The sequence below is a fragment of the Epibacterium ulvae genome, from assembly GCF_900102795.1.
GTDB lineage: Bacteria > Pseudomonadota > Alphaproteobacteria > Rhodobacterales > Rhodobacteraceae > Epibacterium > Epibacterium ulvae.
Genome location: NZ_FMWG01000007.1, coordinates 74,797 through 90,908, shown reverse-complemented (window position 1 = coordinate 90,908; position 16,112 = coordinate 74,797). Strand labels below are relative to the sequence as shown.

Genomic DNA, 16,112 nt, shown 5'->3' with positions numbered 1-16,112 from the left:
TCACGCTCTCAATGGTTCAAGTGCCGCGGCATAAGATAACTGTGCGGATTGTTTCCCAGACCAGACGAAGGTCTAAGGCAAATGATGCGTGTTCTATATATTCTAGGTCAGCTTTCACTTTCTCTTTGACGGCATCCATATCCTCCGCATAACCCACCCGGACCTGCGCGAGCCCACTGATACCCGGAGTGACAGCATGACGTTTTTTATAGTCATCAAGAGCTTCGCAGAAGTAGAGCGCGTGCTCCCATGCGTCGGGCCGTGGTCCAATCAAAGACATTTCGCCACGCAAGACATTAAGTATCTGAGGTAACTCATCCAGACGCGTCTTTCGCAAAATTGCCCCGAGCGGCGTAATTCGGTCCAACTCTAATGGATCAGTGCTGTTGCGCGTTGTCTGTGTTGTCGGTGACATACTGCGTAGTTTGAAAACATATATAGGTTTTATATCTTTTCCCATGCGCTTTTGGACATAAAACATGGGGCCAGGATTGAGCTTAAAGTTCAAAACCCAGACGATGATAATGGTGCTGATTAAAGTGGGCAGTAGAAGAGCTGAAACTACCACGTCAAATGCACGCTTTTTATTAAATTTGATGTAATTTAATGTATTGGTGATCCCACCCCAGCACATCAAAAAACCTATTTCGACACCTTTCGTCGCTTTCCATATCTTACTCATTATCACCCTCCCCAAGAGCGAAAACCACCAAAAAACTAAACTTAATAACCGTTCTAGTAGATAAAAAATCGTTAAAGAGCTTGGCGGGCGGGGAGGGTTTTCAAGGAAATATGATTTTTTGATGCTCTATTTAAATCGTTGAGAGTTATCCATTATTTCTAGCAATCTTGGGTTGTGCCGTCGTTCAGCGCTAAGTTTCATCGATTGGGCAAGTATATATGGCTCGGAGCGGCAGGTAGCTGGAAGTTGGAACCAGATCTGCTGCAAGATTTGGCAGCCTGAACCGGGTAGGTTGCAAATTGCAAGGTATTTTAATTAAGGTTCTGTCAATCTTGAAATGTGGATCGCGCCGTTTCGGATACCAGCACAGTCGCCACTCTCGTTCGTCGAGTAGCTCCTTTTAAACGCACTGGCTGTGGATGTTCGCCGATTTCGCTCGGCCAGAGAATCAAAGCCAGCTTTCCGAACACGTCAGATCGCAAGGATGAAGGATGTCGTGGAGTATTTATCCTATTTCGTTGAAAGAAAACAATTTTACCAAAAGTCGCAACAGATCGTTAAGCTAGGGTAAATCCTTTGTTTCATGAGGTTTAACCTGAATTGCGGCGGAAATACGTTGAATTTGCCTTGTTTGCCTAAATAGTGCCGTATTTGTGCCCTGGATCTTACTCAGCCTTGTCGCGTCACACCAACGCAATGAGGATACGCTCGTGCTGCACCAAAGTCGCCAAACTGACACCCCCCTCCAAGAGGGCTTGCCCCCGGGGCGCAGCTTATTGGAGGGTCAATATCATATCGAACGGGTGATCCGTGCGGGTGGATTTGGCGTGACCTATATTGCGCGGGACAGTTTGGAACGGCAAGTGGTGGTGAAGGAGTGCTTTCCAGCGGGGTTTTGTCGCCGCTTAGGAACGGAGGTCGCGGCGCAATCGCCTTTGCAGAAGAAATCATACCGCAATGTGCTGCGCCATTTTCTGCGCGAAGCTCAATGGTTGGAACGTGCGCGCCATCAAAATATCGTTTCCGTTCATCAGGTGTTTAAGGAAAATAGCACGGCCTATATTGCAATGGACTACGTGCAAGGTTGTGATCTGCATGATTTGCGCCACGAGCAAGCTGTGCGTGTGTCTCCACAATTGGTGCGGCATATCGCGACACAGATGTTGCAGGCTTTGCAATCTTTGCACGACAAAGCGATATTGCACCGTGATATTGCACCCGACAATATTTTGATCGACAAACTGGATCAGGTGATGCTGATCGATTTCGGGGCCGCTTGCAGTTTGGAAGATGGTCAGGACACAGCGTTGTCTGCGATTTTATCGGTCAAGGATGGCTATTCCGCACACGAGCTGTATCGCCCAAATATTGCCCATCGCCCAGCCTGTGACATATACGCGCTTGGGGCGACGCTTTATTTTCTTGTGACTGGCGAAACACCTGTTAGCAGTGTCAAACGTTTGGATGCGGTAACGGCTGGGGCCGAGGATCCTATGGCGCTTTTGGCCATGGGCGATTGGCCCTACGAAACAGCCTTCTTGGAGACCATTGATAAGGCTTTGTCGATCCTGCCAGGTGCAAGGTATCAGAGCGCGGCAGAGTGGTGTGCATCCCTGCCAGAACCGTTGGACCGGCCCCTGCAGACTGAGGAGCCGCAGGTTCACAGCGCTTCTGCTGTCTCTGCGACAGCTGCCATTGAAAGTGCAATCGCTGATCTGGTTTCTGCGTCAGAGGCTACAGTTCTAAACCCAAGCGTGCGCCCCGCAGCTGCTCCATTGCTGCCGGTCCAAGACGCCCCGCGTCAGGTGGTAGACCTGTTTGGAAACCCGATTTCCGACATTGATACGTGGTTAGAAGATCAGGATCGACTGGCGCGGGCCAAAGCATCCCAACCACTACAAGAAGACTTATCACCAGAGGTCACCCGCAGCCCCCCGCGTTTGCAGCAATCCGCATCTGTGCAGCCGGCCGTGTCTTCACAGCCGGAGAAGCGATCATTGCTGCATCGCGTTGGGGGGCTTTTTTTCGGATTTTCGCGCAGAACCACTCGGGATGATTATGGGGATTGGGCATGAAATTCATCAAAGATATCATTGCAGAAAAGCGTGAAGAGGTTGGCTACCCTGAAGGTGCAACGTTAGCAACGCCTGAACAGATCACGCGGGTTCTTGCAGAGAGGGTGGAGAGCGATCAGCCTTTGCAACTGGGCGATGCATTGCGCGTTGAAACAGCTGCTGAGCCTGAACAGAATATGTCTGAAGAGGTGGCGACCTCAGAGGCTGCCTTTGGATCGCGTCGACAGCCCGCAGTGACAGAGACACCAGACGAGCACGCCCAAGATGTTGTTGCTGCGTTTCTGGCGCGGCAAGCTGAACGTGCGACACAGCGTGTGCCCGCGCAGGAGGTGCAGGAGGTACAGCGTGATCCCAGTACCGATGGCGTACCAAAGGAGCCGGTGCGTCGTGTGTTTACACGGCGCAAATCCCTTAGCCAGAATATGGAAGGTCAATCAGATTTGGTATCAGAGGCTGAGTCACGTTCAGCTTCTGGTGAGGGAGAGACAGAGCCGCCATTGCGCATGGATGCAACCTTTGATCCCCCAGTTGCACCTGAACAGGTTGATCCACCTGTTTCCCTTGATCAGGCCGAAAGAGAACCCGCAGCGCCACGATCACGGCGGGTAAAGACACGGTTGCTTGGCTTTGCGGCAGAGGCCGATATTGCGGGGCCCTTGGATCAGGAACTCGGTGAGGCTGCCGCCCATCTGGTGCATTTTCCAGTCGGATGGCTGGCAGTTGTCGAAGGCCCAGGGCGTGGTGCCACCTTTACCTTGTTCAGTGGGGTGTCTTCGATCGGCCGCGGTGAAGGGCAAGCGGTGCGTCTGGATTTTGGCGACAATAGTATCTCAAGAGATAATCACGCAGCCGTTGCCTATGATGCTGAACAACGCACGTTTTTTGTGGGCCACGGTGGCAAGGCAAATCTGGTGCGTCGCAATGGGCGGCCTGTTTTATGCACCGAGGCCTTAGAGGCTGGCGATCAGCTGCGCATTGGAGAGACAACGCTAAAGTTCGTGCCGCTTTGCAGCGAAGGATTTGATTGGCAAGACACGGCAGATCAGCCCTTGGGCGACGAGCGTCCTTTTGCGTGATTTTGTGTACGACAGCGCCACCGCGATCAGCCAGGGATGCCGGTCGCGGCAGGAGGATGCTGTCGTGGCTGATTTTCCAACGGGCGCAAACGGAGGTTTTGCGATTCTAGCTGATGGGATGGGGGGGCATGCGGCTGGTGATGTGGCCAGCAAAATTGTCGTGAGCGAGGTTTTCGCGGCCCTCAAACTGCGTGCAGATGATCTGAGTTCTAATGCAGGTCGTATCGGAGCCCTGTTGCAAGACGCTGCAGAAGGGGCAAACACGTCGCTTGGCGCTTATGTCGCAGCCAGACCTGATCAGTCCGGCATGGGCACAACATTGCTGGCTCCGTTGGTTGTCAGGGGTGCGCTGCACTGGATTTCAGTTGGGGATTCGCCCCTTTATCTGTTTCGCGAGGGTCGGGGCCGGCGGTTGAACGAAAACCACGCGATGGCGGAACGTTTGGATCAGTGGGTGGCAGAGGGCAGGATTTCTGAACACGCCGCACAAACACATCCTGATCGCCATTGTGTGACATCTGTTTTGATGGGGCGTGAGGTGCATGAGGTGGATGTCGATCGTGCTCCCGTGGCGTTATCTGCGGGGGATATCATCCTTGCTGCAAGTGATGGTATCGAAACCTTGTCACTGGCTGAGATGGCGGACGCACTTTGCACTGACATGAACTTGTCAAGTACGGCGCTTGCCGAAAAGCTGCAGCAGCGCGTGTTGGATCAGGCGGACCCGGATCAGGATAATCTGGCCTTTTGTGTGATCCGTGTTTTGCCCAATGGCAGGCCAATTGCACCTGTCGTGTCGCCCCAATCAACGCAACAGTGCAAACCGCGTCTGCGGCGATTGACCTTTGCCGCCGTCGCCAGCCGTCGGGAGGGTGAGTTGGCTTTTGAAACGTTAACCCGGAGTTCGTCGTGACCTCATTGCAGCAGACGTCTCCCGCTTTGGATGATACGCTTGAACAGGCGCTTAGGCATCCGCAGATGCCGCCGGAGGTTCAGCGACGAGCGCAGGATTTGCTGCATCGTTTGCGCAATACGGTAAAGATTGTCGTCCTGGGGGCGCCAAGGTCCGGCAAATCGGTGGTGATTGATATGCTGCTTGGGCAGCGTGTCTTGGGCGTACAAGCTGGTATTCCGATCGTAGAGATTACCTATGGTGCCTATGAAACGGTCCGGTTTGAGACCCCTGATGGCACGGTTGAAGACCAGATGGGGTGCCTGTGTGATTATGAAATCAAGGGTGAAGTTCTGAGCGTTGCGCAAGAGTTGCCGCTTGAGAGCCTGAAAGCTCATAATATTATCGAGATCACCGTCGACGGTGATCTGGCCCATCAGCAGGCGATTGTGCAGCATGCTGCAGATTATGCCGATGTTCTGATCTGGTGCAGCGGTTCCTTTGATACCAGAGAGCAAGCGCTGTGGGCGCAGGTTCCGGAGCGTCGCAAAGACAATAGTTTTCTGGCCTTGACGATGGTTGGCCCTGTTGGCGCGCACGAAGCTTTGCCCGAAACCCTGTCACGTGTTGCACCTGTCGCAGAGACTGAATTTCTGGGCATTTACCCGGTTGCAGCATTGCGCGACGCTGAGGCTTTGGACGCAGGAGATGGGGCTGATGCTAATCTGTGGGGCACCAGTGGTGCGGGACAGTTGCGCAAAGATGTGTTGCAGCTTGTCGCGTCAGGACGCGCGGGGGATGCCGATCAAGCAGCAGTCTTGCTGCAGAAAATCCAAACCGCGCCGTGGTTTCAGCAGGTGGAGCAGCCCAGGCCTGTTGCCAAGGAGGTCGCCAGTGGCACTGTTTTGGAGCAGGCTTTGGATCACCTGCAACACAAAACGCAAGCGATGTTGGCAGAGACGCAAGACATGGATCCGCGCAGTGCAGCCGTTTTGGCACAATGTGTTGAGGCCGCGCGCGAGATGACCAACGCTTTGTGTAACACCACCGAACAGGGGACTGGCCTCACTGCAGCGCGCGCTGCCGCTGAAGAGGGGGAAGAGATGTTGATGCTGTTGCAATTGGAGCAGGATGAAGAGGCGGCGACTGATGCTGTTACTGTATTGTTGCAACTGAAAAAGGAACTCACCTCACATGCTGCCGGACAGGAGGGAGGCGAATGAACGCAAAGACGCAATTTGAGGTCGCACAAGAGGTTGCACCCGCATCCGAGGTGGCTCTTTTAGACACGGGATTTACGGCTTTTGCGGCGTTTCGCAAAGAAAAGGACGAGGTGCGACGGGCATTACAACGCTTGGCCGGGGTATGCAGTCCAAAGATCGCGCGCGGATTGGAGCGCCAATGGCGGGCTTTGGATGGGTTTGAACCTGCAATGACCGTTTTGGGGCAGGTGAAATCTGGAAAGACCTCACTGATCAATGCGATGGCGGGTCGTCCTGATTTACTGCCGTGTGATGTGAACCCCTGGACTTCGGTTGTGACCTCTTTGCATTTGCGCCCCGGACGCGATCAAAGTGTGGCCTCAGCGCGTTTTCAATTCATGTCAGAAGAGGAATGGGATCGGCTGCTTCAAAAAGGCGGGCGCATTGGTGAAATGGCGGGGCGGATCGGCGCCGAGGGTGAATTGCAGAAAATCCGTGCCCAAATCGATGACATGCGCGCCCGCTCAAGGAGACGCCTGGGTGATAAGTTCGAAACGCTCATGGGGCAGGTGCACGAATATGGATATGTCGAACCCGATTTGATTGAACGCTACATCTGTCTCGGCGATACTTATGAGGATCAAGACGGCTCTGATCAGGGACGGTTTGCTGATATCACCCGCGCGGCAGACTTAACGCTGAACGCTCAGGCGCTGCCGCAGGGCCTGTGTTTGCGTGACACGCCCGGGGTGAATGATACCTTTATGATGCGTGAGCAGGTTACCTTGCGTGCCGTGCGCGACAGCGGCTTATGTGTGGTGGTCCTGTCTGCAGGGCAGGCTTTGTCCTCGGTTGATTTGGGGTTGATCCGCATTTTGGCCAATCTGGACCGGCGTGAAGTGATCATTTTTGTGAACCGGATTGATGAACTCTCTGATCCCGCCCAACAGATCCCTGAAATCGAAGCTTCAATCCGGGAAACACTGCGGGTGCATCAGGGGCCAGAGGATGCGGAGATCTTGTTTGGCAGTGCTTATTGGGCCAATGCAGCCCTGCGCGGCGAGGTCGAGACCCTTTCGCCGGCCAGTGCGGCTGCTTTGTTGAATTGGGCAGAGGTGCGGCTTGAGCGCCAGCAGGAGCTAGGGGTCACGCAGGAAGACAGCACCGAGGCGTTATTGTGGTCTCTGTCGGCGGTGCCTGCGCTGAATCATTTATTGTCTAAGCGGTGTGTCGAACGTGAGGGAAAGCCGCTTTTGGAGCGTGCGGCGGCAGCGGCTGTTGCTGCTGCAAGTGGCGTTGAGGCGAGTTTTGGAATCCAAATCCAATCCAGCCAAGATGTTGATGCACGTGAGGTTGCGCAAGGGCGGTTGTTTGAAGATTTTACCCAGCTGAAATCCCATCACCTGCGAGAGTTTGAGCGAGAGTTGACGGAGATCGAGACGTCGTTTCAAAACCGCGCCGATCGCGCCCATGCGGGTTTTCTGGACCGGGCAACTCAGGCCTTGTTGCTGCATCTGGATAATCACGGCGACCAGACGCAATGGGAGTATGATCCTTCGGGGTTACGGATGTTGCTGCGCAGCGCCTATTCCGTGATGAACCGCGCGCTGCAAAACACCGGTAAATCGCGGTATGAGGCCGCCGTCGAAGATGTTGCGCGCCTGCTCCATGCACGTTTTGGTACCAAGATCGAGGGGATCATGCTGGGCGTGCCAACCTGTCCCGATGTGCCTGCACCGGTTGGTTTAGGCCAGACGCTTGCTTTAGATTTCTATGATGGGTGGTGGGCTGGCTGGTGGCGCAGGACCCGGGGCTATTCTGCATTTGCAGATAAATTCCGGGCATTAATCGCCGGTGAGACAGAAGACTTTATGCAGCAGGTGAAATTTAACCAACTTGAAGGGATAAAACAGGATTTTTTAACGCGGCTGCAAGGATTTCTTGACGAAATGGAAGCTATCTTGGTCGAGCTGTCTGATGCGCAGGAACGTGATTTCGAAACGCATTTGTCGGATGGCGAAACCGCTGCGCGCAGGGCCGCTGTTGCAGATGCACTGCAGGTTTTGCGCAACTACGTCGCCTGACACAGGAGCTTGTGATGCCCGACAAGACCGCACAGACCCGTAAACCGCGCATTGCCTTGATGGGAGAGTTCAGTGCGGGAAAAAGCACGCTGACGCATCTGCTCGTCGGGTTGGAACCTTTGCCTGTACGGGTCACGGCAACGCGTTTACCGCCTGTCTGGATCAGTTATGGTCCGACATCAGCGGTGCGGGTTGATCTGGAAGGGATCGAAACCCCTGTATTATTGGATAAAATCGATGATGTTCCGCTGGAAGACACGGCGTTTATCCGCTTATCGTTGCCAGCTGAAGCGCTGGAGCTTTGCGATATCATCGATATGCCGGGGATCTCTGATCCGAATATGCCTTCGGATGTCTGGCGGGCCTTGATGCCCGAAGTCGACGGGGTGATCTGGTGTACGCATGCGACACAGGCCTGGCGCCAATCAGAGGCTGCCGCCTGGGAGAGTATTCGTGCGGAACTGCCGGGGCCAAGCACTCTGTTGATCACGCATTTCGATAAATTACACGAAGACACCGACAAAACACGGGTTCTGAAGCGGGTAGTGCGTGAAGCAGGGGATACATTTAAATCTGTTTATCCGATTTCTCTGTTACAAGCGATCTCTGCAGGGGACGATATGGAAGTCTGGGAGGCCAGCGGTGCAGATGCTTTTGTCGAGAATTTGATCGAATATCTTCTGCGCTGGGCTGCGCCGACGTGTGAGGATGGGCCGACGGCGGCCAATGTTCTGGCGCTGGAGGCCGCGCGTGATCGGGGGCGTACCTCATCACCGACCCCGGATACGATCCTGCAAGCACGTGTTGTGCCGCGCCGGGTCAAACGAGAACGCCATAGTGTGCGGCCTGAACGGGTGAAATTGGATTTGGGATGACACCACAAAGATCCCGAAGGGCAATTGAACAAGAGCTTACTGCGATCCGCGCCTCTGCAATGGGGTGCGGATTGGTGGCATTTGGGGACTTGAAAACGCAATCGGTGCTGGCGGAAAGCCGTGATGCGATTTGGAAGGGCGCGCAGCTAGAGCGTCTTTTTACAGAGGCTTGCCAAGCGCTTTCCCTTCTGGAGCATGTGGCGGGTCAGCCTGATCATCTGGTTGCTTTAGCGCCTGATGAGGCCCGTATCTTTGTAAGGCACAGGCATGACATCATCATGCTTGCTGGCGCTGACCTTACAGAGATGCAAGCCTTGATTCCGAAAGTGCGCGACATATTGCATATCGGTGCAACTTGATATGTCCAAACCAGCGCACTCTTTTTCACCGGATCCTGAACAACATGGCGTCTTGGGTGAGGCTATGGAGCGTCTGGCATCGCCTTATGTCGAGGTCGCTCACCCGGTTGCACGGCTTTTGGCAGAGATTGATGAAACCATATTGCCGCGACGTCTGAGCGTGCGCCTTAAAGGCGCCTCAGAAACTGAGATGTTTGCAATGTGGGTTGTGCAACGCCGCTTGGTCTCAATGGAAACATGGACGCAGCCTGACAGCCTTAGGCAGCAATTCTGGGATGCCGCAGGGCAGCTTGGCACCGAACGCATTATCATAAAGCCGACAGCCGATAAGATACCAGTGAGCGCATCAAGCCTAACGGTGGCGCAGCTGAAGTCTTCATCAGGGGAGGGCGTCGAAGATCTCAAAGTGCTTTTTGAAACGCTGCAAACCTTTGGTCGCAGCTGGTGGGTGCTGGATGCGGCTGGCGAACTGATAGAACAAAACGAGCACGAGAGTGATGTGGATGTTTTACAGGCTATACTTGCCGATCTTGCTAGCAAAACATATGCGCATGAAACGCAGTGTCTGCTTCTGCCGCATGGAACGGATCGCTGCGTTCTTTTGCTGCGAATGCAACATTGTACCTTGCTGTCAGTGATGCCTGCCGCGGCGCAAAAGTTGGTTTTGCAAGAATGGCAGAACTATTGGCAGGTGGGCAAAGAGTTGCGGCGGGGTTGACCGATGGCCAGTGATACGGCACAGGGTCGCCCAGCCAAGCAAGAAGATGGATCTGCGCCCGATGTCTGATGATCAAAAGCCAAATGCCGCCGAAAAACACGCAAGCGGTGCGCCCTGGCGTAATTTTTATGGGCGCATTAAGGGCAAGCAGCTGAAACAGAGCCAGCAGCGGTATATCGAAGAAGACCTTGCAGCACTGAGCCCCGGCGCGGTGGATTGGGATGTAAACCCAGATCGTAGCCCTCTTGATCTTGAGGCGCTGTTTGGCAAACGTGATGTCTGGCTGGAAGTGGGCTTTGGCGGGGGCGAACATTTGGTTCATCAGGCTGGGCAAAACCCGGATGTGGGTATTATTGGCGCGGAACCTTATATCAATGGTGTGGCCATGTTGTTGGGAAAAATTCGGGCCAGCAACAACGACAATATCGCTGTGCACCCCGGCGATGCGCGTGATTTGATGGATGTTTTGCCACCCCAATCGATTTCGCGTGCGTTTCTTCTTTATCCCGACCCCTGGCCCAAAGCGCGCCATCATCGTCGCCGTTTTGTGACCCCAGAACATTTGAAGCCTTTGGCTGAGGTTCTGAAACCCGGGGCCATTTTTCGTGTGGCGACAGATATTCCTGATTATGTGCGGCAAACATTGGAAGAGGTGCCAAAGGAGGGATTTGAATGGCTGGCAGAAGGACCTGAGAACTGGCGTGAACCTTGGGGTGATTGGATCTCAACCCGGTATGAGCAAAAGGCACTGCGGGAAGGGCGTACACCACATTATCTGACATTTAGGCGTTTGGCGGACTGATCCCCTTGTCTCTTGTTGCTGTGTTGGGCCTGCGTGCATGACAGAAGCCTGCGTTCTGGGCGTGGACTACAGCGGCCGCATGCGCTAACAGCATCCAGCAACTTAGACGAGGAAGCCCCGATGTCCGCACATGGAACGCCGATCCCGATGACCTCTCGCCGTGCGCAGCCCCTGAAAGGGGTTGCTGAGGTGCCAGGTGATAAATCAATTTCGCACCGCTCCTTGATTCTAGGTGCAATGGCGGTTGGCGAAACCAAGATATCTGGTCTGTTGGAAGGCGAAGACGTTCTGGACACTGCAAAAGCGATGCGCGCCTTTGGGGCTGAGGTGATCAATCACGGCGGCGGCGAATGGTCTGTATTTGGTGTTGGTGTCGGCGGCTTTGCAGAACCGGACAATGTGATTGATTGCGGCAATTCCGGTACGGGCGTGCGCCTGATCATGGGGGTTATGGCGACCTCTCCGATTGCGGTGACCTTTACCGGTGATGCCTCGTTGAACAAGCGCCCAATGGCACGGGTAACAGACCCCTTGGCTCTATTTGGCACCAAAGCAGTTGGTCGCAGCGGTGGGCGGCTGCCAATGACGCTTGTTGGTGCGGAGGAACCAACGCCTGTGCGCTATGTCGTTCCTGTTCCGTCTGCGCAGGTGAAATCGGCCGTTCTTCTGGCAGGATTGAATGCGCCGGGTAAAACCGTTGTTGTTGAAAAAGAGGCCACGCGCGACCATTCCGAACGTATGTTGGCGGGCTTTGGCGCGGAAATCACCGTAGAAGATACGGATGAAGGGCGTGTGATTACCCTGACAGGACAGCCTGAACTAAAACCACAGGTGATAGCGGTGCCACGTGATCCGTCTTCGGCGGCGTTTCCGGTCTGTGCAGCACTGGTGACACCGGGATCTGATGTCTTGGTGCCGGGAATCGGTCTGAATCCAACGCGGGCGGGTCTTTTCACCACGTTGCGGGATATGGGCGCGGATCTAACCTATGAGAATGAACGCGAAGAAGGCGGCGAGCCCGTCGCAGATCTGCGCGCGCGATTTTCGCCCAATATGAAGGGGATCGAGGTCCCGCCGGAGCGGGCCGCCTCGATGATTGACGAATACCCTGTATTGTCGGTGGTGGCTGCATTTGCGACCGGCACGACGATGATGGCTGGTGTCAAAGAACTGCGTGTGAAGGAAAGCGATCGGATCGATGCAATGGCACGGGGTTTGCGCGCCAATGGTGTGACCGTTGAAGAAGGTGAAGACTGGTGGTCTGTTGAAGGGCTTGGCCCAGATGGCGTGCAAGGTGGCGCAACTTGTGAAAGTTTCCTCGATCACCGCATTGCCATGTCCTTTATGGTGATGGGCATGGGGGCGCAAAAACCGGTTTCAGTGGATGATGGTACACCTATTGCTACGTCTTTCCCGATCTTTGAGCGCCTGATGGGAGACCTTGGCGCGCAGATTGTGCGTAGCAATCAGTAAGTGTTTGGACAGAACCCGGAGGGCCAGCGATGCGGTTCACCATAGCTATTGATGGCCCTGCCGCGGCGGGCAAAGGCACAATCTCTCGTGCGGTTTCAGCGCATTACGGATTTGCGCATTTGGATACCGGGCTATTGTACCGGGCGGTTGGTGCAAAGATGTTGGAGGGTGTCGCGCCGATTTCTGCGGCGCAGAATCTAGAACCGGATGACTTGGAGCACCCTAAGTTACGGGCGCCCGAAATTGCACAAGCGGCCTCTAAGGTGGCGGTCATTAGCGAAGTGCGTTCTGCGCTGGTAGATTTTCAGCGCGCATTTGCCCGTCGTGCCGGTGGCGCTGTTCTTGATGGACGGGATATTGGGACCGTGATTTGCCCCTGGGCCGAGGCAAAGCTGTTTGTCACCGCAAGCGCAGAGGTGCGGGCAAAGCGTCGTTTTGTTGAGCTCGCCGCTAAGGGTCTTGCGGATTCTCTTGATGAAGTTCTGGCCGATGTAAAGGCGCGGGATGAGCGTGATATAAACCGGGCCGAATCTCCTTTGAAACCTGCCGATGATGCGATTTTGATTGATACCAGTGATCTGAACATTGATGAGGCTGTCACTAAAGCTCTGACCTCTATCGAGGCGCTGCGGGCCAAAGCCTGAGCGGGGGCGCTCCTATAGCGACAATTCCATGCGCAGATATGTTTTTGTGCGCTTGCGAAAAGGTGCACCAACGGGGTGGAACCCGTGCCTTTGATAAAAGCGCAGCGCGTTTTCCCTTGCATCCAACCAAAAGAGCCGGGCTTCTTCTGCTTTGGCATATTCGATTAGATGCATGAGCATCTGTCCGCCATAGCCGTTCCCTTGATACTGGGGGCGGGTTGCGAATTTTCGCAGTCTCAAGCTGTGTTCAAAGGCAAATAATGATGCGGTGCAGATAAGGGAGTTTGCGAGAAAACCACCAAAATGCAGCGCTGCGTCATCCCCTTTGACCTGACTGGCGGCAATGGGGTGGTTGGGCCATAAAACCTCTTGCCGAAGGGGGAGGGCATGATCAATCGCAATTGGTTGGATCGTGAAGATCGCTGTTGCAGGTCTGTCAGTCATCTTTACCTCACATGCATGTCAGCTTAGCATTCAGCCGCAGGTCGCATTTCATCACTAAGCTGTGCATCGCTCCGCTGCATGTTCTCGCATAGTTTGAAACAACCTTATAGGAGATAACATTATGCATATCCTACGCCTGTCTGCCGTTGTGTTCAGTCTTGCCCTGCCTTTTTCAGCCTTGGCGCAGACTGCACCAGACGCACCGGCGCCTGAAAGTCAGGTTGAGCCGCCAATGACCTATGAGCGTTTGGGGCGTATATTGGCCGCGCTTGATCCTGAACTGGAGCCCAATGGGGCCTCTTTCGCGCTGACCCTTGCGGAAATGCCCATGCTTGTTGTGACAGACAGCAGTGCGGATCGCATGCGCGCTATGGTGCCGATCCGACCTGCCGAAGGGCTTAGTGGTGAAGAGCTGTTGCGGATGATGCAGGCCAATTTCGACAGCGCATTGGATGCACGCTACGCTGTAGCAAATGGAACGGTATGGGCGACCTTTATTCACCCTCTGTCCGCTCTGCAGCGAGATCAGTTGATTTCTGGCCTAGGTCAAACGGTGAATGCCGCACAGACTTATGGCACGTTATATTCAGGTGGTGCGATGCAATTTGGCGGCGGAGACAGTGGCAATCTGCAGCGTCAGCTGATTGATGATCTGCTGAAAAAGGGTGAAGAGATTTAATCCGTTTCGCCAGTTGATAGCTTGTGTCTGACTGAGGCGAGCAAATGCCTGAGATTTGCTGTTGTTTGGGAATCGATTCGCTTTGATTGGAAAATGTATCACGATTTAAGTGACTACTGATCGAAACAGGGCTGTTGAATCGTAGGAAACGGGAGGAAACAGGTTGCTTTTACTTGTTTCCTAAAACGCGAGCACTTATAAGGCGCCTGTCGAGTGAGATGTGGAAAACGCACAATCGACAGCCTGAGCAGGGTCGGGGTTTCCTCCGGCCCTTTGTGTATGTTTGCAATGGCTGTCTGTGTGAAGGCCCGTTTCGGGATCTGCAGATTGCGTTCAAGACCACCAAGACCGGCGGAGACAACCGCGCGGCCAGCAAAACTTAGTAAAGGAAAATGACGCCAGATGGCTGATAACATTATGGAGGAATTCGAAGCCCTCCTGCAAGAAAGCTTCGAAATGGACACACCCGATGAGGGTTCTGTTGTCAAAGGTAAGGTTCTCGCAATTGAAGCAGGCCAAGCCATTATCGACGTAGGCTACAAGATGGAAGGCCGCGTTGATCTGAAAGAATTCGCAAACCCTGGCGAAGCGCCTGAGCTTGCTGTAGGCGACGAAGTTGAAGTCTTCCTGCGCGCTGCAGAAAACGCACGCGGTGAAGCGGTTATCTCTCGTGAGATGGCACGTCGCGAAGAAGCATGGGACCGCCTGGAAAAAGCATACGCAGACGACGCACGCGTCGAAGGCGCGATCTTTGGCCGTGTCAAAGGTGGCTTCACTGTCGATCTGGGTGGCGCAGTTGCCTTCTTGCCTGGTTCGCAAGTTGACGTGCGCCCCGTGCGCGATGCTGGCCCGCTGATGGGTCTCAAGCAGCCATTCCAAATCCTGAAAATGGACCGTCGCCGTGGCAACATCGTTGTTTCACGTCGTGCGATCCTTGAAGAATCCCGTGCCGAGCAGCGCGCTGAAGTCATCGGCAATCTGTCCGAAGGCCAAGCGGTTGACGGTGTCGTCAAAAACATCACCGAATACGGTGCGTTTGTTGACCTGGGCGGCGTTGACGGCCTGTTGCACGTCACCGACATGGCATGGCGCCGTGTGAACCACCCGAACGAGATCTTGAACATTGGCGAAACTGTCAAAGTTCAAGTGATCAAGATCAACAAAGACACCCACCGTATCTCTTTGGGTATGAAGCAGCTGCAAGAAGATCCATGGGATCTGGTTGGCGCGAAATACCCATTGGGTTCTGTGCACAAAGGCCGTGTCACCAACATCACCGATTACGGTGCATTTGTTGAGCTGGAAGCCGGTGTTGAAGGTCTGGTTCACGTTTCTGAAATGTCCTGGACCAAGAAGAACGTACACCCCGGCAAGATCGTCTCTACTTCACAAGAAGTCGACGTCATGGTTCTGGAAATCGACGGTTCCAAGCGCCGTGTGTCACTGGGTCTGAAACAGACACAGCGCAACCCATGGGAAGTGTTTGCAGAAACACACCCCGAGGGCACCGAGGTCGAAGGCGAAGTCAAGAACATCACCGAATTCGGTCTGTTCATTGGTCTCGAAGGCGACATCGACGGCATGGTTCACCTGTCCGACCTGTCATGGGACGAACGTGGCGAAGATGCGATCCAGAACTACCACAAAAACGATGTGGTTCAGGCCGTTGTCTCTGAAGTTGACGTTGAAAAAGAGCGTATCTCGCTCTCGATCAAAGCCCTGGGTGGCGACAAGTTCGCAGAAGCGGTTGGCGGCGTGAAGCGCGGCTCTATCGTAACTGTTAACGTGACCGCGATCGAAGAAGGTGGCATCGAAGTTGAATATGAAGGCATGAAGTCCTTCATCCGTCGCTCCGATCTGTCTCGTGATCGCGCTGACCAGCGTCCTGAGCGTTTCAATGTTGGCGATAAGGTCGACGTGCGCGTTACCAACGTTGACAGCAAGACCCGCCGTCTGGGTCTGTCGATCAAAGCACGCGAAATCGCGGAAGAGAAAGAAGCCGTCGAACAGTATGGTTCTTCCGACTCCGGCGCGTCTTTGGGCGACATCCTCGGTGCAGCTCTGAACAACGACTAATCGTCGCTGTTTTCACTGATAAAACGATAGA

General features: G+C 54.3%; 15 protein-coding genes. 13 read left to right on the top strand and 2 right to left on the bottom strand.

All coding sequences use genetic code 11. The annotated features are described in order from the left end of the window. Positions 1–16: 16 nt before the first annotated feature. Positions 17–682, bottom strand: a complete 666-nt coding sequence (locus tag BLP79_RS12205; protein WP_232716471.1) for a sugar transferase — start codon at positions 680–682, stop codon at positions 17–19. Between the two features lie 710 nt (positions 683–1,392). On the opposite strand from BLP79_RS12205, the gene BLP79_RS12200 reads away from it, so the two are divergent. The 11 genes from BLP79_RS12200 (at position 1,393) to BLP79_RS12150 (ending at position 12,882) form a co-directional block, all read left to right on the top strand. Beyond that, a complete protein-coding gene (locus BLP79_RS12200) occupies positions 1,393–2,757 on the top strand; it encodes a serine/threonine protein kinase (RefSeq protein ID WP_157843987.1) in 1,365 nt (454 codons plus the stop codon). Then, positions 2,754–3,833 (top strand): FHA domain-containing protein, encoded by a 1,080-nt coding sequence (locus BLP79_RS12195; RefSeq protein ID WP_090219350.1) that lies wholly within the window; start codon positions 2,754–2,756, stop codon positions 3,831–3,833. The genes BLP79_RS12200 and BLP79_RS12195 overlap by 4 nt, the downstream gene beginning before the upstream one ends. Before the next feature lie 64 nt (positions 3,834–3,897). Beyond that, on the top strand, positions 3,898–4,746 hold the full coding sequence (locus BLP79_RS12190; protein WP_157843988.1) for a PP2C family protein-serine/threonine phosphatase: 849 nt from the start codon (positions 3,898–3,900) through the stop codon (positions 4,744–4,746). Further along, the gene (locus BLP79_RS12185) at positions 4,743–5,948 is read left to right on the top strand and encodes a P-loop NTPase family protein (RefSeq protein ID WP_139163206.1); all 1,206 of its coding nucleotides are present in this window, start codon (positions 4,743–4,745) and stop codon (positions 5,946–5,948) included. The genes BLP79_RS12190 and BLP79_RS12185 overlap by 4 nt, the downstream gene beginning before the upstream one ends. Continuing rightward, on the top strand, positions 5,945–8,011 hold the full coding sequence (locus BLP79_RS12180) for a dynamin family protein (RefSeq protein ID WP_090219345.1): 2,067 nt from the start codon (positions 5,945–5,947) through the stop codon (positions 8,009–8,011). The genes BLP79_RS12185 and BLP79_RS12180 overlap by 4 nt, the downstream gene beginning before the upstream one ends. A 14-nt stretch (positions 8,012–8,025) precedes the next feature. Further along, complete coding sequence (locus tag BLP79_RS12175) at positions 8,026–8,886, top strand: dynamin family protein (protein ID WP_090219343.1); 861 nt, start codon at positions 8,026–8,028, stop codon at positions 8,884–8,886. Further along, positions 8,883–9,245, top strand: a complete 363-nt coding sequence (locus BLP79_RS12170) for a hypothetical protein (protein ID WP_139163205.1) — start codon at positions 8,883–8,885, stop codon at positions 9,243–9,245. The genes BLP79_RS12175 and BLP79_RS12170 overlap by 4 nt, the downstream gene beginning before the upstream one ends. 1 nt (position 9,246) lies before the next feature. Beyond that, complete coding sequence (locus BLP79_RS12165; RefSeq protein WP_090219340.1) at positions 9,247–9,963, top strand: hypothetical protein; 717 nt, start codon at positions 9,247–9,249, stop codon at positions 9,961–9,963. Between the two features lie 61 nt (positions 9,964–10,024). Further along, a complete protein-coding gene (gene trmB, locus BLP79_RS12160; protein WP_170830492.1) occupies positions 10,025–10,765 on the top strand; it encodes a tRNA (guanosine(46)-N7)-methyltransferase TrmB in 741 nt (246 codons plus the stop codon). Positions 10,766–10,885: 120 nt separating this feature from the next. Beyond that, positions 10,886–12,238, top strand: a complete 1,353-nt coding sequence (gene aroA / locus BLP79_RS12155; RefSeq protein ID WP_090219335.1) for a 3-phosphoshikimate 1-carboxyvinyltransferase — start codon at positions 10,886–10,888, stop codon at positions 12,236–12,238. Between the two features lie 29 nt (positions 12,239–12,267). Further along, positions 12,268–12,882 carry a (d)CMP kinase gene (locus tag BLP79_RS12150; protein WP_090219333.1) on the top strand — a complete coding sequence of 205 codons (615 nt, stop codon included), beginning with the start codon at positions 12,268–12,270 and terminating at the stop codon, positions 12,880–12,882. Between the two features lie 12 nt (positions 12,883–12,894). On the opposite strand, the gene BLP79_RS12145 is transcribed toward BLP79_RS12150, so the two are convergent. Beyond that, positions 12,895–13,326 (bottom strand): GNAT family N-acetyltransferase, encoded by a 432-nt coding sequence (locus BLP79_RS12145; protein ID WP_090219331.1) that lies wholly within the window; start codon positions 13,324–13,326, stop codon positions 12,895–12,897. Positions 13,327–13,447: 121 nt separating this feature from the next. Between BLP79_RS12145 and BLP79_RS12140 the strand changes: the two genes are divergently transcribed. After that, positions 13,448–14,005 carry a hypothetical protein gene (locus BLP79_RS12140; RefSeq protein ID WP_408607949.1) on the top strand — a complete coding sequence of 186 codons (558 nt, stop codon included), beginning with the start codon at positions 13,448–13,450 and terminating at the stop codon, positions 14,003–14,005. Positions 14,006–14,407: 402 nt separating this feature from the next. Then, a complete protein-coding gene (gene rpsA / locus BLP79_RS12135) occupies positions 14,408–16,081 on the top strand; it encodes a 30S ribosomal protein S1 (protein WP_090219329.1) in 1,674 nt (557 codons plus the stop codon). Positions 16,082–16,112: the final 31 nt, after the last annotated feature.

What these genes read in the sequence shown, in the direction of transcription:
- BLP79_RS12180 (WP_090219345.1), top strand. Translation starts at nt 5,945, where the DNA reads ATGAACGCAAAGACGCAATTTGAGGTCGCACAAGAGGTTGCACCCGCA.
- BLP79_RS12165 (WP_090219340.1), top strand. Translation starts at nt 9,247, where the DNA reads ATGTCCAAACCAGCGCACTCTTTTTCACCGGATCCTGAACAACATGGC.
- BLP79_RS12140 (WP_408607949.1), top strand. Translation starts at nt 13,448, where the DNA reads ATGCATATCCTACGCCTGTCTGCCGTTGTGTTCAGTCTTGCCCTGCCT.
- BLP79_RS12205 (WP_232716471.1), bottom strand. Translation starts at nt 682, where the DNA reads ATGAGTAAGATATGGAAAGCGACGAAAGGTGTCGAAATAGGTTTTTTG.
- BLP79_RS12175 (WP_090219343.1), top strand. Translation starts at nt 8,026, where the DNA reads ATGCCCGACAAGACCGCACAGACCCGTAAACCGCGCATTGCCTTGATG.
- BLP79_RS12145 (WP_090219331.1), bottom strand. Translation starts at nt 13,326, where the DNA reads ATGACTGACAGACCTGCAACAGCGATCTTCACGATCCAACCAATTGCG.
- BLP79_RS12195 (WP_090219350.1), top strand. Translation starts at nt 2,754, where the DNA reads ATGAAATTCATCAAAGATATCATTGCAGAAAAGCGTGAAGAGGTTGGC.
- rpsA (WP_090219329.1), top strand. Translation starts at nt 14,408, where the DNA reads ATGGCTGATAACATTATGGAGGAATTCGAAGCCCTCCTGCAAGAAAGC.
- BLP79_RS12170 (WP_139163205.1), top strand. Translation starts at nt 8,883, where the DNA reads ATGACACCACAAAGATCCCGAAGGGCAATTGAACAAGAGCTTACTGCG.
- BLP79_RS12150 (WP_090219333.1), top strand. Translation starts at nt 12,268, where the DNA reads ATGCGGTTCACCATAGCTATTGATGGCCCTGCCGCGGCGGGCAAAGGC.
- aroA (WP_090219335.1), top strand. Translation starts at nt 10,886, where the DNA reads ATGTCCGCACATGGAACGCCGATCCCGATGACCTCTCGCCGTGCGCAG.
- trmB (WP_170830492.1), top strand. Translation starts at nt 10,025, where the DNA reads ATGTCTGATGATCAAAAGCCAAATGCCGCCGAAAAACACGCAAGCGGT.